The organism is Facklamia sp. P12932 (assembly GCF_050409545.1).
GTDB lineage: Bacteria > Bacillota > Bacilli > Lactobacillales > Aerococcaceae > Facklamia.
In genome coordinates this window covers 1-25567 of sequence record NZ_JBNUPG010000019.1, presented here as the reverse complement: position 1 = coordinate 25567, position 25567 = coordinate 1, and the positions used below count along the sequence as shown (strand labels likewise).

20 protein-coding genes, 1 pseudogene, 1 riboswitch and 1 other annotated feature are annotated in these 25567 nt (G+C 36.2%); of the genes and pseudogenes, 6 read left to right on the top strand and 15 right to left on the bottom strand.

The genetic code is table 11. The features are described 5' to 3' along the window. Positions 1 to 88: 88 nt before the first annotated feature. On the bottom strand, positions 89 to 451 hold the full coding sequence (locus ACQV2P_RS07320; RefSeq protein WP_428894814.1) for a thioesterase family protein: 363 nt from the start codon (positions 449 to 451) through the stop codon (positions 89 to 91). A gap of 181 nt (positions 452 to 632) precedes the next feature. Between ACQV2P_RS07320 and ACQV2P_RS07315 the strand changes: the two genes are divergently transcribed. The 3 genes from ACQV2P_RS07315 (at position 633) to ACQV2P_RS07305 (ending at position 3478) form a co-directional block, all read left to right on the top strand. Further along, positions 633 to 1592 carry a tRNA dihydrouridine synthase gene (locus ACQV2P_RS07315; RefSeq protein WP_428894813.1) on the top strand — a complete coding sequence of 320 codons (960 nt, stop codon included), beginning with the start codon at positions 633 to 635 and terminating at the stop codon, positions 1590 to 1592. Between the two features lie 97 nt (positions 1593 to 1689). After that, the gene (gene sppA, locus ACQV2P_RS07310; RefSeq protein WP_428874524.1) at positions 1690 to 2697 is read left to right on the top strand and encodes a signal peptide peptidase SppA; all 1008 of its coding nucleotides are present in this window, start codon (positions 1690 to 1692) and stop codon (positions 2695 to 2697) included. Between the two features lies 1 nt (position 2698). Continuing rightward, positions 2699 to 3478 (top strand): RDD family protein, encoded by a 780-nt coding sequence (locus ACQV2P_RS07305; protein WP_428874523.1) that lies wholly within the window; start codon positions 2699 to 2701, stop codon positions 3476 to 3478. A 47-nt stretch (positions 3479 to 3525) separates the two neighbouring features. Here ACQV2P_RS07305 and pheT read toward each other — a convergent pair whose 3' ends face one another. From pheT to ACQV2P_RS07260, 9 genes are all read right to left on the bottom strand, one after another. Continuing rightward, on the bottom strand, positions 3526 to 5952 hold the full coding sequence (pheT, locus tag ACQV2P_RS07300) for a phenylalanine--tRNA ligase subunit beta (RefSeq protein WP_428874346.1): 2427 nt from the start codon (positions 5950 to 5952) through the stop codon (positions 3526 to 3528). Beyond that, on the bottom strand, positions 5952 to 7019 hold the full coding sequence (pheS, locus tag ACQV2P_RS07295) for a phenylalanine--tRNA ligase subunit alpha (RefSeq protein ID WP_428874345.1): 1068 nt from the start codon (positions 7017 to 7019) through the stop codon (positions 5952 to 5954). Before pheS ends, pheT begins: the two co-directional genes overlap by 1 nt. 353 nt (positions 7020 to 7372) lie before the next feature. Next, positions 7373 to 7882: a phosphohydrolase gene (locus ACQV2P_RS07290; RefSeq protein ID WP_428874344.1), complete on the bottom strand. Its 510-nt coding sequence runs from the start codon at positions 7880 to 7882 to the stop codon at positions 7373 to 7375. A gap of 99 nt (positions 7883 to 7981) precedes the next feature. Continuing rightward, entirely contained in the window at positions 7982 to 8767 is a 786-nt protein-coding gene (locus ACQV2P_RS07285) for a TrmH family RNA methyltransferase (RefSeq protein ID WP_428885330.1), read from the bottom strand. Between the two features lie 101 nt (positions 8768 to 8868). Next, on the bottom strand, positions 8869 to 10287 hold the full coding sequence (pepV, locus tag ACQV2P_RS07280) for a dipeptidase PepV (protein ID WP_428875413.1): 1419 nt from the start codon (positions 10285 to 10287) through the stop codon (positions 8869 to 8871). Positions 10288 to 10459: 172 nt separating this feature from the next. After that, positions 10460 to 11185: a pseudouridine synthase gene (locus tag ACQV2P_RS07275; protein WP_428874341.1), complete on the bottom strand. Its 726-nt coding sequence runs from the start codon at positions 11183 to 11185 to the stop codon at positions 10460 to 10462. Further along, on the bottom strand, positions 11182 to 14544 hold the full coding sequence (locus ACQV2P_RS07270; RefSeq protein WP_428885329.1) for a polysaccharide biosynthesis C-terminal domain-containing protein: 3363 nt from the start codon (positions 14542 to 14544) through the stop codon (positions 11182 to 11184). The genes ACQV2P_RS07275 and ACQV2P_RS07270 overlap by 4 nt, the downstream gene beginning before the upstream one ends. A 78-nt stretch (positions 14545 to 14622) precedes the next feature. Next, a complete protein-coding gene (gene leuS / locus ACQV2P_RS07265; protein ID WP_428874339.1) occupies positions 14623 to 17043 on the bottom strand; it encodes a leucine--tRNA ligase in 2421 nt (806 codons plus the stop codon). Between the two features lie 67 nt (positions 17044 to 17110). Next, positions 17111 to 17324: a binding site (T-box leader), on the bottom strand. After that, positions 17323 to 19032, bottom strand: a complete 1710-nt coding sequence (locus tag ACQV2P_RS07260) for a LysM peptidoglycan-binding domain-containing protein (RefSeq protein ID WP_428885328.1) — start codon at positions 19030 to 19032, stop codon at positions 17323 to 17325. It overlaps the preceding feature by 2 nt. 213 nt (positions 19033 to 19245) lie before the next feature. Here ACQV2P_RS07260 and ACQV2P_RS07255 point away from each other — a divergent pair, with 213 nt between their 5' ends. After that, positions 19246 to 19656, top strand: coding sequence for a hypothetical protein (locus ACQV2P_RS07255; protein ID WP_428874336.1), 411 nt, complete (start codon positions 19246 to 19248; stop codon positions 19654 to 19656). Then, entirely contained in the window at positions 19656 to 20225 is a 570-nt protein-coding gene (locus ACQV2P_RS07250) for a tRNA (mnm(5)s(2)U34)-methyltransferase (RefSeq protein ID WP_428885326.1), read from the top strand. The genes ACQV2P_RS07255 and ACQV2P_RS07250 overlap by 1 nt, the downstream gene beginning before the upstream one ends. A 69-nt stretch (positions 20226 to 20294) precedes the next feature. Here the strand turns inward: ACQV2P_RS07250 and ACQV2P_RS07245 are convergent, their stop codons facing one another. The 4 genes from ACQV2P_RS07245 to metK form a co-directional block, all read right to left on the bottom strand. Further along, positions 20295 to 21467 carry a MalY/PatB family protein gene (locus ACQV2P_RS07245; protein WP_428875401.1) on the bottom strand — a complete coding sequence of 391 codons (1173 nt, stop codon included), beginning with the start codon at positions 21465 to 21467 and terminating at the stop codon, positions 20295 to 20297. 165 nt (positions 21468 to 21632) lie between these two features. Continuing rightward, on the bottom strand, positions 21633 to 22829 hold the full coding sequence (locus tag ACQV2P_RS07240; RefSeq protein ID WP_428874333.1) for an FAD-dependent oxidoreductase: 1197 nt from the start codon (positions 22827 to 22829) through the stop codon (positions 21633 to 21635). Positions 22830 to 22865: 36 nt separating this feature from the next. Then, positions 22866 to 22991 carry an NADH peroxidase gene (locus ACQV2P_RS07235; protein ID WP_428874331.1) on the bottom strand — a complete coding sequence of 42 codons (126 nt, stop codon included), beginning with the start codon at positions 22989 to 22991 and terminating at the stop codon, positions 22866 to 22868. 83 nt (positions 22992 to 23074) lie between these two features. After that, the gene (metK, locus tag ACQV2P_RS07230; protein ID WP_428874329.1) at positions 23075 to 24265 is read right to left on the bottom strand and encodes a methionine adenosyltransferase; all 1191 of its coding nucleotides are present in this window, start codon (positions 24263 to 24265) and stop codon (positions 23075 to 23077) included. Beyond that, positions 24263 to 24355: riboswitch (SMK box riboswitch) on the bottom strand. Its footprint overlaps the gene before it by 3 nt. A gap of 66 nt (positions 24356 to 24421) precedes the next feature. Here metK and ACQV2P_RS07225 point away from each other — a divergent pair. Further along, positions 24422 to 25225, top strand: coding sequence for a hypothetical protein (locus ACQV2P_RS07225; protein ID WP_428874328.1), 804 nt, complete (start codon positions 24422 to 24424; stop codon positions 25223 to 25225). Between the two features lie 77 nt (positions 25226 to 25302). On the opposite strand, the pseudogene ACQV2P_RS07220 reads toward ACQV2P_RS07225, so the two are convergent. Next, positions 25303 to 25385: pseudogene (locus ACQV2P_RS07220) on the bottom strand (IS3 family transposase); the annotation flags it as partial. Positions 25386 to 25567 lie beyond the last annotated feature (182 nt).

Sequence of the window (25567 nt, the reverse complement as noted above, 5' to 3'; positions counted from 1 at the left end):
GAAGCTCCCTATTTTTATTTGTTTTATGTCACATATGTATTATCGTCTAACATTTCAAACACTTTCAAGGCATCGATCAATGAAAATATTATTTCTTAAGCTTTGCCATAAAACGCTCGATATTCACAACAATTCTTTGATGAGTTGCTTGACCAATTAATTGTTCTTTATCATAAGCTTCCATATCTAAAGTGAATACTCTTCCTTCTCTGTTACATTTTGTAATAATAATCTCAATTTCGCTCATAGTCGAACTCGCTTTTAAATGTTTGACTTCAAGAAAGATACCTACTGTGGTTTCTAAAGTTGTATCTTCAATATTTTTCTGACAAAGCTCATAAGCTGCATTTTCCATATAAGCAATCATCGAAGGTGTCGATAAGACTTCTAAAGCACCTGATCCAATTTTAGCAGCTGAATGTTCATTCTTTACAGAATTTTTTTGGAAAATTTTGCTTTCATTTTTATCCTCCTAAATTATTTTCAGTAAAATTATAGCATACAGATAGGGCTAGTTGTTTTTCCTAAAGAATTAATAGAGGATTCCTGTATTATATTTGCATCCAGCCTCATTTATGGTAATCTTTTAAAGATTCTATTTTTACAAAAATAAGCGAAAGGAGTCCTAAACTATGCCACAAAACTTCTGGCAAAACTTACCCAAACCCTTTTTTGTTTTAGCCCCTATGGAAGATGTAACCGATGTTGCTTTCCGACATGTTATTGCTAAAGCTGGAAGACCTGATGTTTTCTTCACTGAATTTACTAATTCTGAATCCTACTGCCATCCTCTAGGCAAAGAATCCGTACGAGGTCGTTTAATCAAAACTGAAGATGAACAACCCATAGTAGCCCATATATGGGGTGACCGGCCTGAATTCTTTGAACAAATGGCGCATGGAATGGAAGAAGAAAGCTTCGCAGGTGTCGATATTAATATGGGCTGTCCAGCACCTAACGTCTTTAAACATGGTCGTGGGTCTGGTTTAATTTTAAGACCACAACTAGCTGCTCAATTAATCCAAGCCAGTAAAAAAGCAAACCTTCCTATTTCAGTCAAAACGCGTTTAGGCCATCATCAAGTGGAAGAATATAAAGAATGGCTGAAGCATTTATTTGAACAAGGTATTGCCAACCTCTCCATACACTTAAGAACAAAAACAGAAATGTCTAAAGTGCCCGCTCATTGGGAACTAATTGGGGAGATTAAAAATTTGCGTGACCAATACGCCCCACATACCCTCTTAACTGTAAATGGAGATATTGCTGATCGGCAACAAGGAATGGAGTTATACAATACTTATGAGATGGACGGTATTATGATTGGCCGCGGTGTTTTTCAAAATCCATTTGCTTTTGAAAAAGAACCTCGTCATCATTCTGCTAAAGAATTGATTGATCTTTTTCGCTATCATTTGGATCTCTTTGATTATTACGATCTCCACCCTTTCCCTGCTTTAAGAAGGTCTTTTAAAATCTATTTAAGAGAATTCAAAGGAGCACACGAATTAAGAGTCCAACTAATGGAAGCAGAGGATTCCATCCAAGCGCGTGAAATACTCATTGCTTTTGAAAAACAACACTTATTATAGAAAACACCTAACTAACAGCTTTTTATAGTTATAAACAGCTTATCATTCCAAACCGACATTAAAAATGTTAAACTAAACTCAAAGGAAGGTGGCTTATATGTCAAAAAAAAAATGGATAGTAATCGCTTTTGCACTTGTTTTAATTGTCGCTTCTAGCTTATCGAAAGTTTATAATGAACCCGCTGATATTACCTACAGTGAAAAATGGGCGAATGAAAGACTAAACTCCTTGCTAGGCATTGGACAAGATTATATAGAAGAAATTCGAGAAGATGGCTCTGTAGATCAACGTATTCTAGTTATCCCAATTGAAGGAGTGATTGGAATAGCGTCTCCTACTTATGATCAGCAACTTATTATGGATACCATCGAACAGATTCGAACGGATGAATCTATTAAGGCTGTTTTATTCGAATTAAATACTCCAGGTGGAGGAGTATACGAAACCCGTGAAGCTTATGACTTATTTAAGGAAGTGATTGCCGAAAGAAAGATTCCTGTTTATGCTTCTATGGGGCAAGTAGCCGCATCAGGTGGCTTCTATTATGCCATGTTAGCCGATAAAGTTTATGCTACTCCTGAAACAATCACTGGCTCAATTGGAGTAATTATGTCTGGTTACAATATGAGAGAGCTTTATGACAAAATAGGTGTTGAACCCTATGTTTTTAAATCTGGAAAAATGAAGGATTTAGGCTCGAGTGCACGTAAAATGACTAAGGAAGAAGAGGAAGTATTCCAAGAATATATTGATGAAGCCTTTGATCGTTTCGTTCAAGTGGTTGTCGATGGTCGTGATATGTCAGAAGAACGGGTGCGTGAGCTAGCAGATGGTCGTATTTATACCGCCAAGCAAGCTAAAGAAAACGGCTTGGTTGATGATATTCTATACTATCGTCAAGTAATCGATCTTATTCGCGAAGAAAATGACTTAGCAAATGCTCAAGTTTTTGAAAAAGCAGCCCCTCAAGACCAATTTGCCTCATTCTTCCCTACATTTATGAAATCAGAAGATAATTATGCAAAACAATTTGATCAAGTTCTTAACCGTGTAAAAGAAGAAGTTCTTCCTCAGATTGAGTACCGCTGGGAAGGTGGTAAGTAATATGACATCTGTTAAATTAGATAAAGAAGAACTTAAGACGCTTTTAAATCATTCAAAAGAAGAAAAAAAAGATTCAACTAAAGTTATTGAAGAAGTTCCCCAAGATAGTACAGTCATTATTGAAGAGCAAACGGACCACTCTAAGGACAACAATATAACAAAAAATAACTCGTCTTCTTTAAATTCTAGTCAAGCAAATCATTCCGGACTCAATCCATTCAGCAATCATGCAGCAAGAGAGGAAGCTTTCAAAGAGACTAAGCAGTCTGACATTGATCCTATTCAAATGAAAATTGCTGACCAACAACTGAGAGAAAATGGCTACGACTATCTTCCTAAGGAGGTTTATGCTGGGTTCTGGCTTCGTTTAGCAGCTTATATGGTAGATTACCTATTCATTCTTCTCCTGACTAACCTTATAACGAACATTGTAGGAGAAATGAATAAAGACTTATTGTGGGGTGTTTTACCTATGTTCTTTAACTTAGCTGTATTTTGCCTTTACTTTTTCCTAATGACTTTCGGTCTGAATGGCCAAACACCCGGAAAAATTTTATTTAATTTAAGAGTTGTGCCGATTAATACCCAATCGAATAAATTAAATATATCCACTTTATTAATGCGTGAATTTTTTGGTCGTGTTATTTTCTACTATGTACCATTTATTGCCGTCATCCTTATCTTCACAAGCAAACATCAGCATCCTTTAGATATGCTGACTGATACGACAGTGATTAATGAACGTTATCTAACTGCCTTTGCTAAGTGGAAACTCGTTTAAAACAAATAAAAATCACTACGCTATCTTTAGCGTAGTGATTTTTTATGTTAACGAATTTCTACATTCTCTGCCTTTTCTAAAGCTTTAATCACTTGATCCATTGCCTTTGTAACTTCTTCATCTTTTAAAGTTTTATCTGGATTTTGGAAAGTTAAGTGATAAGCTAAAGATTGTTTATCTGCTGCTATATTCTCGCCAGTATATCGGTCGAATAATTCGACATTTTTCAAATTATCTCCAGCATTTTCATAGATTAAATCTACCAAGCTTTGGTGACTGGTTGATCGATCTACTAAAAGAGCGATATCACGAGAAGTTGATGGATATTTTGCTAAAGGGGTCTGTAGCAATAAGTCTCTGTTAAATCCCACTAAAGCCTCAAAATCTAACTCCGCAAAGAAAGTCTCCTTATCTAAGTCAAACTCTTGCGATAATTGGGGATGCAATTGCCCAATAAAACCAATTTTTTGACCGTCTAATAAGATATTGGCTGTTTGTCCTGGATGCATAAAGTCTAAATTTTCCATACGTTCAAATGATAAATGATTTCCTAAACGTAATTGGTCCATAATTTGTTCAACGATACCTTTGAGATCGTAAAAATCATAATTTTGACTTGCACTTTCCCAATTGGATGGACTCTTTTCACCAGAAACAAAGAAGCTAAGCATTTCTTTTTCTTCAGGTTGACGGTTCCTTTCAGTCGCTAAGAAAACTTTGCCCATTTCATAGAAAGCTATGGTCTTATTGTGACGGGCTTTATTGTAACGAGCAATCTCCAAGAAAGACGGTAACATTGATTGTCTTAAGAGTGATCTTTCCTCAGACATTGGTAAAAGTAATGAAACATAGCGATCTTTATTTGCATTTAATTTTGCAAACTCAGGTGAGATTAGAACATAAGACACTGTTTCATTTAAGCCTAACCCTTCAGCTAAAGAGCGTGTTGCTCTTTTTAATTTTTGTCGGCTATCTAATTGGGCGGGACGATTAGGAACCGCAGGTAGAGTAACAGGAATTTGATCATAGCCATAAATACGAGCCACTTCTTCTAAAATATCAGCTGGAATAGTAATATCCCAACGACGTGGGGGAATCGATACTCTCATCTGGTCATTTTCAAAAGCGACTTCAAAACCTAAGCGGTCAAAAATGGCTTGAAGCTGCGATTGATTCACTTGAATGCCTAATTTTTCTTCAATCATTTGCATAGGCAGTTCTACCACTTGATCATGCACATCATCGGCTTTTACTTCTAAGACTCCCTTTTCGATTTTACCCTGTGTTAATTGCGCCATCAAAATAGCAGCTTGGTCCCCTGCTTCTGAAAGAGTTGCTGGATTAATTCCTTTTTCAAAGCGGGCAGATGATTCTGATCTTAAGCCAAGACGTCGAGAAGTTGAACGAATGGCCTGAGGGTTAAAAACAGCTGTTTCTAATAAGACATTTTGCGTCTTTTCGGTTACATGGCTATCTAGCCCACCCATGACACCTGCTAGAGCAATTGGTTGATCGTCAGAAGTAATCACTATATCTTTTTCTGTTAGATTTCTTTCGATTTCGTCTAAAGTCGTAAGCTTTTCATTTTCTTTGGCATAGCGCACACCAATCTTTTTGCCTGGTAATTGATCCAAATCAAAAGCATGCATAGGTTGACCATATAGCATCAAATAGTAATTGGTCACATCCACTAGGTTATTAATAGGACGAATATTAGCTTTCATCAAACGGCTTTGCATTTGAATCGGGCTTGGCTTTACTTGAATGCTTTTCAACACTCTTAACTGATAGTGACTACTTAAATCATGTTCTGTCATATCCAATTCTAAATTTTGTAATTCATCAATTGAAACTAATTGACTTTCACTGATTTTTAAAGCTTCAAAATGTGGAGTCTGAGAAACAATCGCTCCCACCTCGTGAGCTACTCCACGCATCGATAAAGCATCTGCACGATTAGGTGTAATGGATAATTCTAAAATCGGATCATCAAGCTCCATGTATTCAACGATATTTTGACCGATTGGAGCATCCTCTGCTAAAAGATATATGCCATCCACAAATTCCTTCGGTACCACCTTATCAGCAAATCCCAACTCTTGTAATGAACATAGCATTCCTTGAGAAACTTGACCTCTAAGTTTTGACTCTTTGATTCTTAAATCTCCAGGTAAAATACAGCCTTCTAAAGCAGTGATTACTTTAGCACCTTGCTTAACATTAGATGCACCACATACGATTTGCTTTTTGCCGTAATCTGCTACATTGACTTGAGCAATTTTTAAATGATCGGAATCAGGATGGTCCTCTAATTCTTCAACTAATCCAACTACTAGAGGACCTTGAATAGAATCGGCCAGATTTTCGACTCCTTCAATTTCAATACCCGTTCGAGACATTTTCTCTGCTAATTCCTCGGCAGGCATTTTATTTAAATCTAATAATTCATTTAACCAATTATATGAAACATACATTAGTTTTGACCTCCTTTGAATTGTGTCAAGAAGCGTAAATCATTTTGGTAAAAATGACGGATGTCATCAACGTTATGCTTTAACATGGCTACACGGTCAATTCCCACACCAAATGCAAAGCCGCTATATTTATTTGAATCAATGCCTGACATTTCTAGTACATTTGGATGAACGAGTCCTGCTCCTAAGACTTCAATCCATCCGGTACCTTTACAAATACCACAACCTTGCCCTCCACATTTGAAACAGGACACATCCACTTCAACAGAAGGCTCTGTGAATGAGAAGAAGGAAGGTCTTAATCGAATCTCACGTTCTTCGCCAAAGAAGGCTTTAGCAAATTGTAAGAGCGTTCCTTTAAGATCTGCCATAGTAATCTTTTCAGCAACTACTAAGCCTTCCATTTGATGAAACTGATGAGAATGAGTCGCATCATCATTATCTCTTCTAAAAACCTTCCCGGGTGAAACCATCTTTAAAGGGCCATCTTTTTCAAAGTCATGCTTTTCCATTGTCCGAGCTTGCACAGGCGAAGTGTGTGTTCTTAATAAAACTTCTTCAGAGATATAAAAGGTATCTTGCATATCCCGAGCAGGATGATTTTTAGGCAAATTCATTTTTTCAAAGTTATAAGAGTCTAACTCTACTTCTGGTCCTTCAATAATTTGATAACCCATCCCTAAGAAAAGATCTTCTAATTCTTCACGCGTTTGAGTTAATAAGTGGCGACTACCAAAGTTCTGCCGTCTTCCAGGCAAGCTAATATCGATTGTTTCACTAGCCAGTTGAGCAGCTAATTCTTTCTGCTTTACTAGCTCTTGTTTTTTCTCAATATGGTCATTAAACGATTGATGGAATTGATTAATTAGCTGACCTAAAATCGGCTTTTCATCTTTTTCTAAATCTTTCATTTGTTTTGAAATTTGCGTCAATTCACCTTTTTTACCGGTATATTTCACGCGAATATCCTGAATCATTTTACTTGATTCCGCTTGCTTGATTTCTTCAATTGCCTTTGCAACTAAACCATCGACTTGTTCTTTAATGACTTGTAATTTATCATTCATCATAATCCTCCTAGCAATTAGCACTTTAATATTCCATCCAACAAAAATAGCCCGTCCCTAAAAGGGACGCGCTACCGTGGTACCACCCTTATTCTTGAAAAATTTCAAGCACTCAAATCATTGTTAACCCCAATGAAGGTATCTTTTTCTAGTTTCAAACTATTTAAGGATCGACTCCTAGGATGAAAATAATTGAAAAGTGACATCATCTGCTCTCAGTCGGTGACAAATTTCCCTGTTTATGTACCTTTCAATTAGGTCCTAATCATAGTCTTTAGTTATCTTTATCAAGTATAGCCTGTAAATGGTTTTTCGTCAATCTTGCTCTTTAGTGAAAAGTCATTTCACCCTCACTATTCGCTAAATCCAATGGTCTGCTCTTTCTTATATAGAGAGGCTTTTAGCCACCTTTTTAAACCTTCTACTAATTCGCATACAGCTGATTGCTTATCCATTAAAGTCACAATTAATGACTCGCCATAGCGTGGGATATCTAAAGTAGCGCCACACATATGTTTTAAAATTATATCTTTTTCTTTGTCTGATAAATCAGTGATTTCTAATGCATTCTTTAAAGCGATACGTGGATGCTCATAATTATGGCCTTTTCCGCCTACGCAATCCTTTGAGCAAGAATCGTAGAAAAACAAATCGTGCAGAAGGGCTGCTCTGGCTGTAGCGATCGCATCGAGCTTAAAACGTTTAGCCCAAAGGTATGAACGATAAGACACTGAAATAGAATGTGCTAAACGATTGGTATATTTATGATGGACAAATTTTTCTAGAGATTGAACTTTTTCATTCTCCATCAAATCTTTAACAATTGCCACATATTCTTGGTTATCTTGCCAAGCTATTGCCATTTATCCACGTCCCTTCTTTAATCTAACTCTAGTATACTCCTCAAATATGAAATTTATGTAAATTCTATGTAAAAGTTTAATAAAGCTAATATTTATTAACTAATTCGACCATTGTTTCCAGGCAAACATTAAAATACCTGCTGCTATAGATACATTAAGGGATTCTGCTTTTCCTGGCATAGGTATAAAGACTGATTTATCTGCTTTTTCCATCCAAAAAGGCCCAACACCTTGCCCTTCATTGCCCAAAACCAAGACACAGTGGTTAGCGATTAATTTACGATAATCTTCAGCTTCTTGATTGACGGCTGTACAATAAAGAGGAAGTTCACTCGCTTGAATGGCTTTAAATATTTGAGCGTTTGAAGCTTCATAGATAGGCAAGTGCCATAAAGATCCTTGACTCGCTCTTATGACTTTATCATTGTAGAGGTCTACACAACCTTCAGCTAAGAATACACCATCAAAACCTGCTGCATCAGCGGTTCGAATCATGGTTCCTAAATTGCCCGGGTCTTGTACCCCGTCACATAAAAGATAGTGGCTACCATTTATATTTTTTTTAGCTAAATTACTTTCTTTTTTCTTAATGACAGCCATCACTCCTTGGGTATGTTGAGTGAGTGCGACTGTCTTCATCACTTCTTCACTTAAAATCAACACTTCGATTTGAGCTTGTTTGATTTGTTCAATAGTCTGTATATGATTTTCATGATAACTTGGCGTCATTAAAACTACTTCAATGGCTGCTTGATAAGTGATGGCTTCTTCAATAAGATGTTCACCCTCGATTAAATAAGTTTCTGTCTTTTTGCGATTCTTAGCTAAATGCAATTTGCGGTAGTCTTTTATTCTTTGATTTTGCTTTGATTGAATAATTTCCATAATATTTCACCTTTTTTCTTCATGAATTGAAGGTTACTTGAATATATAAAAAAAAGCAAACTTTCTAGCAAATTGGCTAGAAAGTTTGCTTAAATGGTCAATTAGCGTGTTAAGCGATAGATAGATTCTGCATAAATAGCAGTAGCTCTTAATAAGTCATCCATCGCAAGGAACTCATTGGCTTGATGCATAGTATCAATTGAATCTGGGAATAAGACACCAAATGAAACTCCACGCTCCATTAAGCGGCCATAAGTTCCTCCACCAATTGTTTTTTCATAAACTTCATTGCCAGTTTGTTTAGCATATACATCCAGTAAAGTTTTAACCATTGGATCTTCTGGTGAAAGATAATGAGGGTCTTTATTACCATTCATTTCCACTTTCACTGCTAAGTTAGCAACATTTTTGATAATAGCTGATTGAATTTGATCTTTGTCGGTTCCTTTAGGGTATCTAAAGTTAGCATCTACTAATCCACCTTCAGCATCATCAAAATTGATAATACCAATATTCATAGACAAGGCTCCCATAATATCATCGACTATAGCGACACCGATTTTTTCACCTTCAAAATCAAGGTGTAACTTATCGCCTACTAGAGTTAAGAAGTCATTGGCTTCTTTTTTATCAAATGTATACTTACTTAAGAAAGCAGCTAAGTAAGTTCCCGCATTATGGCCTTTTTCTGGAGTAGATCCGTGAGCCGCCTTACCTGTTAGTTCAAAACGTAATTGACCAGACGCTTGGGAAACTTTACCTGATACAGGTTGATCTTCTAAAAAGGCTTGGAAATCAGCTTTTATTTGGTCTGCTTGATCAGTTTTTACACTCGCATAAGCTTCTTGAGGAACCATATTTGCACGAAGACCTGCATGGAAATCAAGCAATTTATGATTAGCTTCCACTGTTTGCTTAGCATCAAATTTAAATTGAGCAGAAACATTTCCTTTTTCACCGTTGATAATCGGGAATTGCGCATCTGGTGAAAAACCATAGTCTGGCATTTTTTCAACTTTAGCATAATGATCCATACACATCCAGCCAGATTCTTCATCTGTTCCAACAATCAGATGAATCTTTTGATTAAACTCTGCGCCTAATTCACGTAATAATTTAATGGCAAAGTAAGCACCAATTGTTGGTCCTTTATCATCAGAAGAACCACGCGCATAAATGCGTCCATCTTTGATTACTGGCTCATAAGGGTCAGTGTCCCAACCAGTTCCTTCAGGAACAACATCCAGGTGACCTAAAATACCTAAGGTTTGATCGCCTTCTCCAATTTCAACACGGCCCACCAAAGGCCCAAATTGCTTCGTTTCAAAACCATCTTCTTGGGCCATTTTTAAGAATTCTTCTAAAGCTTTTTTAGGTCCAGGTCCAACAGGAGCCTCTGCTGTTGCTAAATCATCTTCACGAACTGAACGAATGCGAATCATCCGAAAAAGATCTTCTAATAAGTCTTCTTGACGTTTAGTGACTTCATCTAACCAATTAATATTGTCTAAATTTTCCATCTTTCTACCTCCATAAAATATAGAATTTCAAAATCATTCTGACTTTAATAAACTATTGCCATCAAATGAATCCGTTCCCATTATATCATATAAATTTATCCAACCCTATATCTCTACTTTAAATTTAAGTCTTTTTTTTAATAAGACTTCTTCTCTGAGAATAGCATTTTTACTATTCATAACCCAATGGCTTTAGAGCTTCTATTTCAGCTTGAGTTAATTGACGATAATCTCCAAGAGCTAAGTCATCTTCAAGCTGGAGAGGTCCCATTGATAAACGGTGAAGTTGAAGAACTTCCATCTGACAAGCTTGAAACATTCTTTTTACTTGGTGAAATTTACCCTCACTAATGGAAACGCGAATTTTAGATAGACTCTTTTCAAAATCTACTTCATCAATCCATAATTGAGCGGGTTTACTTATAAATTCTCCTAAATCCAAGCCTGCTTTAAACGCTGCTACCGTTTCTTTCGTAACATTTCCTTCAATTAAAGCTTGATAGGTTTTATAAACTTGTTTTTTTGGAGAAGTTAACTGATGAGCCATTTGACCATTATTGGTAATTAATAAGAGACCAGTGGTGTCAATATCTAGTCTCCCTACCGGAAAGAGATCAAAACGATAATCATCCGGATGTAGACAATCGATAACCGTATCATGGTGTCCGTCTTCAGTGGCAGAGATAACGCCTTGCGGTTTATTCAAGAGCCAATAGATGAACTTGTGGTAAATAATTTGTTGTCCATCTACTTCTATCAAGTCCTTGTTTTCGTCTACTTGAAAGTTTGCTTTTATAATTTGTTCACCATTGACTCGAACACTTCCTGTTGAAATTAAAGACTTGACTTCTTTTCTAGAGCCGAAATTCATATGACTTAATAATTTATCTAATCTCATCGGTGGATACTCAATTTCTTTTGTAAATCCGCACGGTAATCACCGATAATAATCGGCAACATACCGAATAGGGCCATAGTGCCACTATAGATAAGAATGGCAATCAAAACGACTATAATGATTTGAACTAAAGTTAAGCCTCGTCCTACTGGATCCATCATCAGATTGATTAAACGATTCCAACCGTAAGTACCAATTGCCATAATGGTTGTCGCAATCACAATGCGCACAATATCACCTACAAAATAACGATCACGAATTTTGATTACACGCCAAATCTTCATCCACATTAAAACAGCAGCCACAGCAAAGCCAAAGAAGGTCGCCAGTAAAGCACCGTGAGCTTGGAATAACGCTACCATTGGAAATTGTAGAACAAGCTTAATTGCTAAACCTACCAGTAAATAAGTGATTGCAAACCGACGATAATCCATTGATTGAAGAATGGTTGCAAAAACAGTATATGCTCCTAATACAATAGCTGTAAATGATCCTGTCGTTAATAAACCCGGTCCTGCAGAAATACCTGCTGGATAGAAGAAAGGATAGACATTGTCAGCTATAATCGCCATTCCGATTGAGGCTGGCAGCATGATAAAGGTGAATAAAAGAACAATATTTTTGATTAATTCACTGGTTTTATTAATATTTCCTTCAGCGTACTTACTTGAAACAGCTGGGATTGATGAAGCCGCAATAGCTACAGCAAATGATACAATAATCATCACTAATTTATTAACATCTAAGCTCATCGCTCCAAATAATTCAGCAATTTCTGAATTTAATAACACACTGGTACGAACAAGGATTTGTTTAAAGGTATAGGTATCAATATTTTGTGCAAAAATTATACCTGAGCCAAGCAAGATGAAAGGAATCGAATCACGTAGCATAATTTTTAGGCTATCCATGAAATCGATATCCATCTTATTTAAGGATGTCTCTTTAATACTTTTCATTTTTCGATTATGAATAATATAAGCACCAACCAAGAAGAGCAAGGCAATGAAGGCTCCAACAAAGGCTGCAAAAGTTGAATGAGCAACCGCGTCTGTAATCGATCCCTCGTAAACCATCATAATCAGGTAAGTAGCACCTAAGATATAAAGAACTCGCATAATTTGTTCCAGAACCTCAGAAAGGGCTAGCGGTATCATTTGACTATAACCTTGGAAATATCCTTTAAATAGGCTTAAAGTAGGTAAAATCAAGAGAGCCGGTGCTAATGAACGAACGACAATGATTGCCGCTTCTTGGTTATCTGTTGGTGAATTAGCTACTAATACAGGTGCGATTAAATAAAAGATTGCAGCAATTAAGATACCTGAGAAGGCCATAATTCCCAGTGAATATTTAAAGAGCTTGTCGACCACTTTAAATTCTTTCTTAGTGCTGTAAAAGGCTATCTGCTTAGCAACCGCCGCAGGAAAACCAGCTACTGCAATTGATAAGAAAAATACGTATGGATTATATCCAACAGCATAAAGAGAGTTTGCTTGAGAATATTCTGCCCCTAGCCAAGCTGCCCATGGAATAATATATAAAGCCCCAATAATTCGGGATAGTATTTGTCCCATTGACAACCAAGCAGCACCAGCAACAAATTTAGATTTATCTTCAGAATGGCCTTGTTCACTCAGTTCTTGCTGAGCTTTTTCTGCTTCAAAAAGATTAGCATCTAAGGTGTCTTCAAGAAGGACATCCGTTAAAATTGGCGCTTCGTAATAAGAAGTTTTTTGCGAAATTTCTTCTGCAATGGACTCTTCTTCAGATAAATTATCCCTATCCTTGGGTTTTTCTTCTTCATTTATTGACTCTTGGTCATCATTATTAATGATTGCAGCTTGTTCATTTTCATCAGACGATTCCTGTTCAAGAATCGCATCTAAAGGCGCTTGTTTTTCAGTTGGTGTCTCTTTTTCTCCTTCAACTTCACTGTCTTTATCATCATGATTTTGAACCGTTTGTAGCATTTGACTGGTTGACTGCTTGGTTTTCTCTAACAGCTTTGTAGAATTAGCTGCAATTTTAGCCCAGGCATTGCGTGAATTGACTTTAACCTTATCTAATAAATTAGATCCTTTTTTAGGAGTTATTTGCTCTTGTTTATAATGATCTTCAGGCAAGATGTCCCATGCTAAAGCTTCTATTTCTTCATCATTATACATTTGAGTTTGCGATGACTTTTGCGATTCTAAATCTTTTTCATCAGAAGAACTTTCATTGGTCTTGGAATTGAAATTGACTTTAGAAAAAGCAGGTTCGACAGAGGAAGAATTCTGCTCTTCTTGAGATTGACGATTGTTACTATCTTGAGTCTTTTCTTGCGATAAAGATTGTGACTCAAACTCCTTATCTTCCCTCCCTTCGTCTATATTTTCAGCTGGTGAACTTTCTGCCGATTCCCCATCAGTCAATGCTTCCTCAAGAGAATTTGAACTACTCTTTAAACTTGAATTAGGAGTTTGAGAGAGACTTTCAGTTTCAGCTTGACTATTATCCTCAATATCTTCAGCTGGATGGCTATTATTAATTACGTCCAATTCGTTAAGAGACTCTTGTTCTAGACTAACTGCTTCCTCACTCGCTAAAGAATTATCAATCAATGCTTCGTCTGAATCATAGGATTCAACTTCAAAAGTATTGGTGTTGAGAGACTCATGCACAACTTCTTCATCTTCTCGTTCTTCAGAAGTAAGGGGTTCAAATTCATCACGCGTTGAAAAAACTATCTGGAAAACTCTTTGAAAGAATCCAGGTCTAACATTAGCAGCCCGCTTATTTCGATGCTCTTTTCTTAGGCTTTCCTCAATCGATCGATACTGGAAGGGGTTCTCATTTTCATTTCCATGACCATCTTGTTTTTCAAAATCATGACGAGTAAAAAGATCTGGTTCTATTTCTAATTCCAGTGTTTCCTTAAGATGATTAGCTGGATCTTTCATAATTTCAACTTTTTGAGTTAACTGTGAGAATTCCCTTTCTTTATCAGTATCCTCAATTGAACTTAGAGAACTAACTTCAATTTGATTGTCTGCGATTTCTTCCTCGGCTTCAATTACTTCCTCTGAGTTATCTTCAAATTGCTCAAGTAATTCTCCTGCTTGTTCTTCAGTAGTTTGATTGTTAATGGCTGACTCTTTTTCATTTTCTGTCAATTGATGATCTACTAAATTTTCGATCGGTTGATTTGTATTAGGATCAGCTTTTATCTCTCGGTCAAAATAATCTGAATCCATTGGCCGAGGATTAGGATGTCTCAGTTTTTCGAGATCTTCTTCTGTAAATTCTAGTGTATCAAAACGGTCGTAATCATTTTTAAATCCCTGATTTTTATCATCAAATTGATTATCAGACACTTACTACACCCCTTTTATTGATATTTCGTCTCTAATATAACATGTATCTATATCAAGAACGATTTCTTAGCACTTTAACTAGTTAGCCACTATGTTAACCAAACGGTTAGGAATAGCAATGATTTTACGAACTGTTTTACCATCCAACTCTTTTTTTATGCTTGCTTCTGCAAGAGCTAACTCTTCCATAGCCTCTTTTTCTAAATCCAAAGCTATATCGAGTTTTGCTTTAACTTTACCGTTAATTTGGATGACAATTTCAACAACTTCATCTTTAATGAGTGACTCATCATATTCTGGCCAGCTTGCTTCTGATAATGATTCAGAGTGCCCTAATTTTTGCCACAACTCTTCCATTAAGTGCGGTGCAATTGGAGCTAACAACTGAACAAAGCCTTTGGCATATTTCTTAGGCAATACATCGACGCTTCTAGCTTCATTTAAGAAAATCATTAGTTGAGAAATAGCTGTATTAAAATGTAACTGCTCAAAATCTTCTGTCACTTTTTTGACTGTTTGATGGTAAATCTTAGTCAATTGATCATCTTCAGACTCTTGAATAGCTGAACTTATTTGACCCGTCGTTTCCTCAATAAATAAACGCCATACGCGATCCAAGAAACGTCTTGAACCTTCCAAGCCATTTTCTGACCAAGCGATCGATGCGTCTAAGGGGCCCATGAACATTTCATATACTCTCAATGTATCTGCGCCATATTCATTAACTACATCGTCTGGATTAACCACATTTCCCTTCGATTTAGACATTTTTTCATTGTTTTCACCCAAAATCATTCCTTGATTGTAGAGTTTTTGGAAAGGTTCTTTAGTAGGAACGACCCCCAAATCATAAAGAAACTTATGCCAAAAACGGGCATAAAGAAGATGTAAAACAGCATGTTCCGCTCCACCTATATAGAGATCGACATTTTGCCATTTGTTTAATGCCTTTTCAGAAGCAATCGCTTCAGTATTATTTGGATCCATGTAACGTAAAAAATACCAGGAAGAACCTGCCCATTGTGGCATAGTATTTGTTTCTCTTCGGCCCTTCATGCCTGTTTTGGGATCTTCAACTTCCAGCCAATCTTTAACATTGGCTAATGGAGATTCGCCTGTTCCAGAAGGTTTAATGCGGTCTGTCTTAGGTAAAAGTAAAGGTAGTTCTTCTTCAGCAATCGCTGTGCTTGTACCATCTTCCCAATGTATAACTGGAATAGGCTCTCCCCAATATCTTTGTCTAGAGAAGACCCAGTCTCTTAAGCGGAAGTTAACTTTTCTTTGTCCTTTAGCATTAGCTTCTAACCACTCAATCATTTTTTGATTGGCTGCTTCTATGTTCAAACCATCTAAAAATTCAGAATTAATATGCATTCCATCTTCTACATATGCCTCATTTTGAATTCCTTCTTCGGATTTAATCACTTCATATCTTGGTAAATCATATTTTTGTGAGAACTCATAGTCTCTTTGATCATGAGCTGGGACCGCCATGACCGCACCTGTTCCATAAGAAGCCAATACATAGTCTGCAATCCAAATAGGTATCTCTTTAGCTGTTACAGGATGGATGGCGTATGAGCCAGTGAATACACCCGTTTTATCTTTAGCAAGTTCAGTACGGTCTAAATCCGTTTTAATCGAAGCAGCAGCAATATAGCTTTCTATTTCTGTCTTTTGTTCTGGACTCGTTAAGTCTTTAACGAGCTCGTGCTCTGGTGCTAAAACGATATAAGACAAACCAAACAAAGTGTCTGGACGGGTAGTATAAGTTGTAATGATTGAAGGACTATCTTTTACTTCAAAATCAATTAAAGCTCCCTCAGAGCGGCCTATCCAATTGCGTTGCATCTCTTTAACTGAATCCGGCCAATCCAAATCTTCTAAATCATCAAGTAAACGCTGGGCATAGGCTGTAATTTTTAATACCCATTGCTTCATTGGACGACGGACTACAGGGTAACCGCCACGTTCTGACACACCATCTACAATTTCTTCGTTAGCTAATACTGTTCCTAAAGCTTCACACCAATTAACGGTAACATCCGCTTGATAAGCCAATCCTTTTTCATAAAGTTTGGTAAAAATCCATTGAGTCCATTTGTAATAGGATGGATCGGTAGTAGCAAATTCTCGCTCCCAGTCATAAGAGAAGCCTAGAGATTTGATTTGACGTTTAAAGTTGGCGATGTTTTTTGCTGTAAAATCTGCTGGATCGTTACCAGTATCTAAGGCATATTGTTCAGCTGGTAAACCAAAAGCATCCCACCCCATTGGATGAAGAACATCATAACCTTGTGCTCTTTTCATTCTGGCCATAATATCAGTAGCAGTGTAACCTTCTGGATGACCTACGTGTAGTCCTTGACCTGAAGGGTATGGAAACATGTCTAATACATAATATTTTTCTCGGTCTGCTCTATCCTTAGTTTTAAAAGTTTCATTTTTATCCCAATAATCTTGCCACTTTTTCTCAATTACTCGATGCTGATATGTCATATTCTTTTCCTCCAATTATCTAATCTTTTATACAAAAAAGCCCTATGAAATCATCTCAAAGACAACTTCATAGGGCGCAATCGCGCGGTACCACCTATTATTTCATTAGCTGAGAGCTAATGCTCTATGCTTTAACGCAGCAAACGTCTCAAGTTAACACTTTACGCTTAGCTCGAGCATTAAAAGGAAGAGTTCAAAAGCTTTTCAACACTTACTTTCACCAAATGTAAGTTCTCTTTAGATGATCCACAATTTACTAGGTCCTACATTTTTAAATTTTTAAAAATTAATAATTTGTCCGATATAAATGGTTGTTCCACCATTTTTTTCAATCAGATCATTAACATCTAAGCCATTACGACGTGCAATCGCATATAAAGTATCATTAGCCTTTACAACATAAGAACCCGTTGAAACTACTTCATTAGTGCTTTCATTTGATTCTTCATTAATTGTTTGACTTAAGTTAACCGTTTCAGACTTTAATGGAGTAGAAACAGTTACTGAAGATTCGATTGAAACGTCATCTTGCTTAATAACTTCTACTTTAGTTTCTAACTTCGTTGCTTGACGAGCTAGGGCTTGACTTGATGAAGTTTTAGTGGAAATATTTAATTTTTGGCCTGGAATAATTAGACTGTTAACTTGTAGATTATTTGCTTCTAATAAGTTAGCTAATGTTATTCCATGGCGATTTGCAATGGCCCATAAAGAGTCACCTGCTTTTACTATATAATCCCCACTTGTATTTTGTTTAATTTCTTGAGTTTTATCTGTAACTACTAGATTTTCTTTTGGCGTAGATACTGGCTTTTTATTAACAAGATGAGAAGACGCTTCACCCATATTGCTTCCAGGAATTATCAATTTTTGATTGGGATGGATAACAGTATTTAAGTGAATGCCGTTAGCTAATAATAAGTCGTTAATACGCACACCATGCTTTTTCGCAATAGCATATAAAGAATCGCCCGCTTTAATAGTGTAAAGCCCTTTAGTTGTTGAGCTTACAGTGTTCTTATCAACAGGTTCATTCGTATTTTCAACCGGCTTGCTTGCAGAAGGCTTGCTGATAGATAATTTATTTACTTGACTAGTAACTTGAGTTTGACCAGGTATCCTTAAAACTTGATTGGGATGGATAACTGATTGAATCGTCATTCCATTAACTTTTATTAAGTCATCAACATTTACGCCTAATTTCTTGGCTATTTTATAAAATCCGTCACCCGGCTGGACTTTATAGCTTCCATTGGTTGAAACGATTTCACTTGAAACAGTTTCGTCTACAATGCTTGTTTCTGGTGATGTAGTAGGTTTAATTGTAGTGGACTGATTGGGGCCATCAAATTGATCCAATTGATATTGGCTAATTATTTGGTTTAATTTTCCGCCATAGCGTGTATCTGTTGCATAACGTCCAGTTAAATGTTCTGTTGCCTCTTGATACGAAGTTGTATTGGATTTTAAAGCTCCTTGATAATAGCTTTTTCTCCAAGCAGATCCTTCACCAGTTAATACTCTAGCATAATCCAATAATGAATCAGCATAAGAATCATACTTTCTAAAGTTATCTTTAATTTGATAATAAGATCCTGTCCCATCATCTTCTAGAGTATCCATTTCCACTTTTTTATCCTTTTTTCCTGCCTTGACTCCAAACAGATTATAGTTAGGTGCTTGAGCAAGTGTTGAACTTCCCCAGCCGGACTCTAACGCTGCTTGGGCTATCATAACAGAAGCATATAAATCATTTTTAGCAGCAATTTCTTTCGCAGATTGCCCGATACTATTGATAAATTCTTGTGGAGAGAATTTCTTTTGAGATTTCTGAGCATGAACAATGGCATTTTCAGATTGAACTTGTGTTAACACACTTGTTGACAGTAACATTACACCAACATTAATATTGGTGAAAATTTTCTTAAATAGTTTGCGTCTTTGGATTTTTTCTTGCTGACGCATTCTCCGATTTCGCTGTTGAATCATCCTTCAGCCTCCAAATTAAATAAATTTCCATACGGATACATACTGTATTATATGCCATCTCTAATAAAAAATGTTCCTTTATCGTTACTTTTATTGGATTTTTAACATAAGTAACATAAATGAAATATATCAATATTGGTTTGACTACTTTTAATTGAATACATTAGCGAGTATAGTATGAATAAATGGCCACAATATAGAGGAGCGATTTTTTTGAAGTCCTATTTAAAACATATACTCATCCTTTCATTTGTTCTTCTGTCAGGATGTTCTTTCTTAAATGAAAAAAAACTTGAAAATCACTGTTGGCAAGTTACTTTAAATGATTCACTTATTTATCAAGTAGATTTTCAAGATGAGCTTGTTCACTTTCAACTGAATGAAGATAATTTCCTAGAACAAGCCGAACAAGAGTTGGATTTATCTCTACAAGAAACAAGGGATTTGCTGATTGATAAAAAAGAGGAGTTAAATTTTACAGCGCGTTATTATTTAGAAGGAAACTATTTAAATCTTATTCAATCAGCGCACCAAGCAAAGCAATATGAAATAAAGTTTAAGGGTACGACTACCATACTCACTTCCTCAGATGGCAGTCAACTTTTATTAGAAAGAGTGGAATAATGAAGAATGCCTTACAGTCTAGTCATGATGCTTTAGGAAAATTAATTGAAAGATTCCCTGCTGGAAATTATATTGACGCTACTCTCGGAAAAGGAAATGACAGTTTTTTTATATTAAGCCACCCGGCTTTTTCTGGAAAACTTTTTGCTTTCGATATTCAAGTTCAAGCACTGGAAATAGCTCAACAAAAGCTAAAAATCTTTTCATCCGATTCTTTCCAACTTTTTAACAATGGACACCAGCATTTTGATCAAGTTCTCAGTTTTTCAACCTTAGCTAAAGTTCATGGAGCTATTTTTAATTTAGGCTATTTACCTGGAGCCAGCCATCAAATCACTACTAAAGCTTCCACAACCTTACAAGCACTCAATCAAATTGCTCAGCGCTTAGTTTCAAAAGGGAAAATATTTATTGTTGTTTATTCAGGACATAAAGAGGGAGCGATTGAAAAAGAAGAATTAATAAAACAATTAACGCTATGGTCGCAAGATCAGTTTACAATCTCTATTCTTGATTTTTTAAATCAAAGGAATCACCCTCCTCTTTTAATTACTATCGAAAAGAAATAAAGAAGCAATCATGAATGACTGCTTCTTTGTTTTATCTTTATTAGTTTAATTTCAATTTAAGCTTATAATCTATCTGCTCTTAATGGCTTCAATAAACCGTTCGATACTCTCTTTGACTATTTCCTTAGGTAGGGCTAAATGAATACGAATAAAACCTTCACCACAAGAGCCAAACATCACACCATTATTGATATAAACATGATGTGCTTCTAACAGCTTAATAATTTCCTCACATTCCATATTTAATGGAGTTAAATCCAACCATAATAAATAGGAAGCCTCCATTGGTGTTACTACAATTTCAGGCAGCTGATCTTCAATCATCGCTTTTGCCATTTGATAATTTTCTTCGATTAATTCTACTAATGCTTCTTTCCAATCTAAACAATCATTATAGGCATGTTTACAGGCATAAAGACCTAAGACTGGAACAGAAAGCAAATTCATTTTTTCAGCTGTTTCGATATATCGTTGACGCCATTCAGGATTCACGATGAAGATATTTGATGTCTGTAAACCCGCTAAGTTAAACGTTTTAGAAGGCGCAGTGGCCACGACTACACGCTGTGCAATATCGTCAGATAAATTAGCAAAGACATTATGTTTGAAATTTTTATGGGCTAGATCAAAATGAATTTCGTCTGAAAATAGATATAGGTCATTTTCCTTACAAATTTTAGCAACTTTTTCCAGTTCTTCTTTCTTCCATACACGCCCGACTGGATTGTGAGGGCTACAGAAAATCATTGCTTTAGCCTCTTTTGCTGCTGCTTCTAATGCTTCAAAATCTATGGTATAGTATCCTTCATTATTAATTAACTCAACATTAATCTTCTTACGCTCATTATTTTCAATAGCTGCCGTAAAAGGTCCATAAACAGGCTCTAAAATAATGATACCATCGCCTTTTTGTGTAAAAGCATTAACGAAAACATTAATTGCTGGAACAACTCCAGGTGCGGTAACCATCCACTCTTCTTTAACATCCCATTGGTGCTGGTCTTTCATCCATTTCTTAACGGCTTCATAATAGGCTTGATTCGGTACGGTGTAGCCTAAGACAAGTTCGTCCAAATCTTTTTTTAAGCCTTCAATGATACCGGGTGCCATTGGGAAGTCTAAATCTGCTACTGAAAGCGGAGCGATCCCCTCAGGAATATTCTTATTAGACTCTCTCATTAATAACCATTTTTTAGAACCTTGCTGTGTGCGATCGACACACGTTTTAAAATCATAAGCCATATGATTGCCTCCTAGATATACTAAATTTCAATCTCTGTACTCCTATCTTACACAAATTAAACGCTTTCTTCAACGGCTTCTTAAATTATAAGAGAAATATTAAAGAAATTTAATTTAAAATAAAAACTAGCCCATTTTAGCATGGACTAGTTTTTTTAATGATTATTAGAACAGTAATTTATCTGCTCCCCCAACAGTATTACCTAAGGCTTCAATCGCTAAGACATTTAAATAATGCCATGGACGGTCATAGTTAGGTTGGAAGAAGAAGTCTAACAACGCTAGTTGCTCAAGCGTATATTTGGCATTAATGACTGTTGAAAGCACATTAATTGAATCGGCTACATCAAATTTAGAAACTAGCTGTCCACCTAAAATGATATGGCTATCTTCATCATAGAAAATCATCATATGAACAGTGCCTGGTTTACGCATGAAATCAGGATAAACTTTTTCTTCTACATATTTCCAAGCTACTTTACCTTCATATAAATCTTTATTGACCATTGATAAGCCAGTTGAAGCAATCGTATAGTCAAAATATCTCAAGGCAGAAGTTCCAGATACACTAGGCATCTTGAATTGAGTTCCTGAGGCGTTAAGAGCGGCTACGATTCCTTGTCTTCTCGCTAAGGTAGCAAGACCAATATTTGTCTTATCAGCCGTTGGTGCAAAAGGAATATAAGTTGCATCTCCACCAGCGTATACGTCTTTTGCGGATGTTTCTAGGTATTCGTTTGTTTGAATAAAGCCATGATCATCCATTTCAAGAGTGCCTTTCAACCAGTCAGTTGCTGGCTTAACACCTACAGCTACTACAACTGTATCAGCAGGATATTCACCCTTATCGGTCACAACAGCTTTGACTTTATTGCCTTCTCCTAATAGTTTTTTAACAGCTTCTCCACCCTTAAAGTGTAAGCCTTTATCAGCACCGTGCGCTTCTAGTAATTTTGAAATGTTCTCATCTAAATAAGCAGGCAAAATACGATCTTCCATATCAATAACTGTAACATCTATACCCGCTTCTGCATATGCCGTTGCCACTTCCACTCCGATATAACCAGAACCAATCACTACTAAGTGGTTAGTTTCTTTCATACGATCGTATACTACTTGCGTATCTTCTGGTCCTCTAAAAGTGTGAACATTTTCTAAATCATATCCTTCAAACTGAGGAAGTGGTGCAAACCCACCTGGACTCAATAGTAACTTATCATAAGACTCTTGATGCTCTCCTTCTTCTGTCTTAACCGTTACTGTTTTTTCTTCTGGGTTGACTCCTATTACTTGGCTGGCAGGATGCATGATAATACCTTGTTCACTATAGGAGGCGTTATTGGCAAAATGTAACTCTGACAACTCTTTAGATATACCTTCCAGGTATGATTGAGAACCTCACCCCATAAAGGATGACTCTTCTCCCGCCTCAAATAAATGAATTTCAGCGTCTGGGTCACGCTTTAATAAAGTCTGAACCGACTCATAACCAAAGTGTGATGTTCCAACTACAACATACTTCATTCTAATCCCTCCGAATTGTTATTTATAATTATTCTAACTAAGCATATATTACTAAAAATAATAGATAAGTACAACCTAATAGCTTACATTAGTAAAGACTTTAGTTCTTCAACCTTATCTGTACGTTCCCAAGTGAATCCAACTTCTTCTCTGCCAAAATGGCCATAGGCTGCTGTTTTGGCGAAAACTGGCTTCCTCAAATCCAACATATCAATAATTCCCTTAGGTGTAAGTTTAAAAACCTGACGAATGGCCCGAACAATTTCAGCATCTGAATGATCGGAGCTTTCAAAGGTATTCACACTAACAGATACTGGTTGAGCCACTCCAATCGCATAAGCAATTTGAATTTCTATTTTTTTTGCAATTCCTGCAGCCACTATATTCTTAGCAATATAGCGTGCAGCATAGGAGGCTGATCGGTCCACTTTGGTTGCGTCCTTTCCTGAAAATGCGCCTCCTCCATGACGAGCATACCCTCCATATGTATCCACTATAATTTTGCGTCCGGTGAGGCCTGCATCTCCTTTTGGACCGCCTATAATGAAACGTCCTGTGGGGTTAATATAAATCTTAGTTTCTTCATCCAATAATTCGTTTGGAATAGTTGGTTTAATAACAAGGTCTAAAATAGCTCCTCTAAGCTCTTCTAATGACACTTCCTCGCTATGCTGAGTTGAAACGACTATTGCCTCTAATCTAACGGGTTGATCTTGTTCGTCGTATTCTACAGTTACCTGAGCCTTACCGTCCGGTCTTAAATAGTCCAACTGTCCAGATTTTCTTACTTCAGTCAGTCTACGTGTTAATTTGTGCGCCAAAGAAATCGGTAAAGGCATCAATTCTGGCGTCTCATCACAAGCATAACCAAACATCAATCCCTGGTCACCCGCTCCTATTTCTTGTACATTTTCTTGGTTTTCTCTTGTTTCAATAGCTGAATCAACCCCCATAGCTATATCAGCTGATTGTTCATCTAAAGAAACAATAATGGCTAAGTTTTCGGCGTCGAAACCAAATTTGCCACGATTATAACCAATTTCATCAACCTTCTGTCTAACAATTTTTTGAATATCCACATAGGCACTCGTAGTAACTTCTCCTAACACCATAACTAAGCCAGTGTTAACAGCTGTTTCACAGGCTACTCTGGCCATCGGATCCTGTTTCAAGATGGCATCCAAAATTGAATCAGAAATTTGATCTGCAATCTTGTCTGGATGTCCCTCTGTAACTGACTCTGATGTAAATAATCTTTTCTCTAAAGCTTTCATTTATCTTCCCCCATTTTTTATATTGGTTACAAGGCAAATTCACAATCGATGAATCGTGAACCCTATCGGGAACTTTTGGTTGTAACGTTGTAAATTATACCTTAGAATACTAATAGAAACAATTTCAATTATAAAATCCTCTTGAAAGGAAACTCAATGAACACAATTAATAACATACTTAAACATCCTTTGATGCAGTTAGTAGGCTATCCTTTGTCGTGGATTGGTTTTGGACTAACTACCGCTATTTATTCAGTGAAGCAAGTCGACTGGTTAGATCTTGGGCTTTTAGCACTAGTTGTTATCTTAAGCAATATGACTAACCATTACAATTATTATCATCATATTTTAAAAGATCCCAAGGCTAAATCACCTATTATATACTATCTTTTATTAATAGGCTTGCTGACAGCCGCTTTGTTCTTTATGATAAACCAGCACTACATTATAAATATTTTGTTAATTATATACATTATCATAATAGTGGTTCAGTACCAATTTGTCCCTTTAGTTAAGACCATTTATCATATACTATTAAATAGTTATTTTACTGGCTTTTTACTAAATATTATCGCCTACTATTCACAGGCGAATACTTTAAACAATAAAGCAATGATATCTTTTATACCCCTTATTATATTGATGACAGCTTTAGAAATAAATCAGCAGTTTCTTAAAGGAATATATAATTTTAAGATACTTGAAAGAAAAATACCCGTAAAGATTACATACATAGTCTTTTCAATGCTAGTACTAGCGAGTATTACAGGAGTTTACACCTCACTACCCACTCAGTCTTTCTACCTCGTTCAAATTCTATTCTTTGTAGTTACACTTGCTATTTACTTACCAAGCTTAATCCCTGTCAAGAAACATCACCGTATTCAAAACAAGCTGAATTATCAGGGTGCTATAAGTATAATTTTCATTGTTTTTTATAGTCTTAGTTATTTATTTTAGAGTAAAAAAAAAGAAAACCCCCTTCTATTTTTAAAATGTACTGAACCCATAAATACGTCACTTTAATCAAATAATCTTTAAGCGGCTTGTAACCTGTATCGGATAGGAGACAAGCCGTTTAATTTTAGTTTAATTCTTAATGCTTGTAACATTCAATATATCCTTAAATCGTTTCAGCTCATTCTTCAATACTTTCAACCTTTCTCTATAATAGATTGCTTGTTTTAGAAGTCCTTAAAGACGTCTATCGTGTGGTCCAAGACCTTCGTTTCTCTCTCGATCACTCAAGACCCTCTTATGTTTATGACTACCCTTTATCAGCCTTCAAATCAATCGCTTGCA

Excerpts from the sequence above, each read along its gene's own strand:
- ACQV2P_RS07315 (WP_428894813.1), top strand. The coding sequence starts at position 633 with ATGCCACAAAACTTCTGGCAAAACTTACCCAAACCCTTTTTTGTTTTA.
- sppA (WP_428874524.1), top strand. The coding sequence starts at position 1,690 with ATGTCAAAAAAAAAATGGATAGTAATCGCTTTTGCACTTGTTTTAATT.
- ACQV2P_RS07305 (WP_428874523.1), top strand. The coding sequence starts at position 2,699 with ATGACATCTGTTAAATTAGATAAAGAAGAACTTAAGACGCTTTTAAAT.
- pheT (WP_428874346.1), bottom strand. The coding sequence starts at position 5,952 with ATGTATGTTTCATATAATTGGTTAAATGAATTATTAGATTTAAATAAA.
- pheS (WP_428874345.1), bottom strand. The coding sequence starts at position 7,019 with ATGAATGATAAATTACAAGTCATTAAAGAACAAGTCGATGGTTTAGTT.
- ACQV2P_RS07290 (WP_428874344.1), bottom strand. The coding sequence starts at position 7,882 with ATGGCAATAGCTTGGCAAGATAACCAAGAATATGTGGCAATTGTTAAA.
- ACQV2P_RS07285 (WP_428885330.1), bottom strand. The coding sequence starts at position 8,767 with ATGGAAATTATTCAATCAAAGCAAAATCAAAGAATAAAAGACTACCGC.
- pepV (WP_428875413.1), bottom strand. The coding sequence starts at position 10,287 with ATGGAAAATTTAGACAATATTAATTGGTTAGATGAAGTCACTAAACGT.
- ACQV2P_RS07275 (WP_428874341.1), bottom strand. The coding sequence starts at position 11,185 with ATGAGATTAGATAAATTATTAAGTCATATGAATTTCGGCTCTAGAAAA.
- leuS (WP_428874339.1), bottom strand. The coding sequence starts at position 17,043 with ATGACATATCAGCATCGAGTAATTGAGAAAAAGTGGCAAGATTATTGG.
- ACQV2P_RS07260 (WP_428885328.1), bottom strand. The coding sequence starts at position 19,032 with ATGATTCAACAGCGAAATCGGAGAATGCGTCAGCAAGAAAAAATCCAA.
- ACQV2P_RS07250 (WP_428885326.1), top strand. The coding sequence starts at position 19,656 with ATGAAGAATGCCTTACAGTCTAGTCATGATGCTTTAGGAAAATTAATT.
- ACQV2P_RS07245 (WP_428875401.1), bottom strand. The coding sequence starts at position 21,467 with ATGGCTTATGATTTTAAAACGTGTGTCGATCGCACACAGCAAGGTTCT.
- ACQV2P_RS07235 (WP_428874331.1), bottom strand. The coding sequence starts at position 22,991 with ATGAAGTATGTTGTAGTTGGAACATCACACTTTGGTTATGAGTCGGTT.
- metK (WP_428874329.1), bottom strand. The coding sequence starts at position 24,265 with ATGAAAGCTTTAGAGAAAAGATTATTTACATCAGAGTCAGTTACAGAG.
- ACQV2P_RS07225 (WP_428874328.1), top strand. The coding sequence starts at position 24,422 with ATGAACACAATTAATAACATACTTAAACATCCTTTGATGCAGTTAGTA.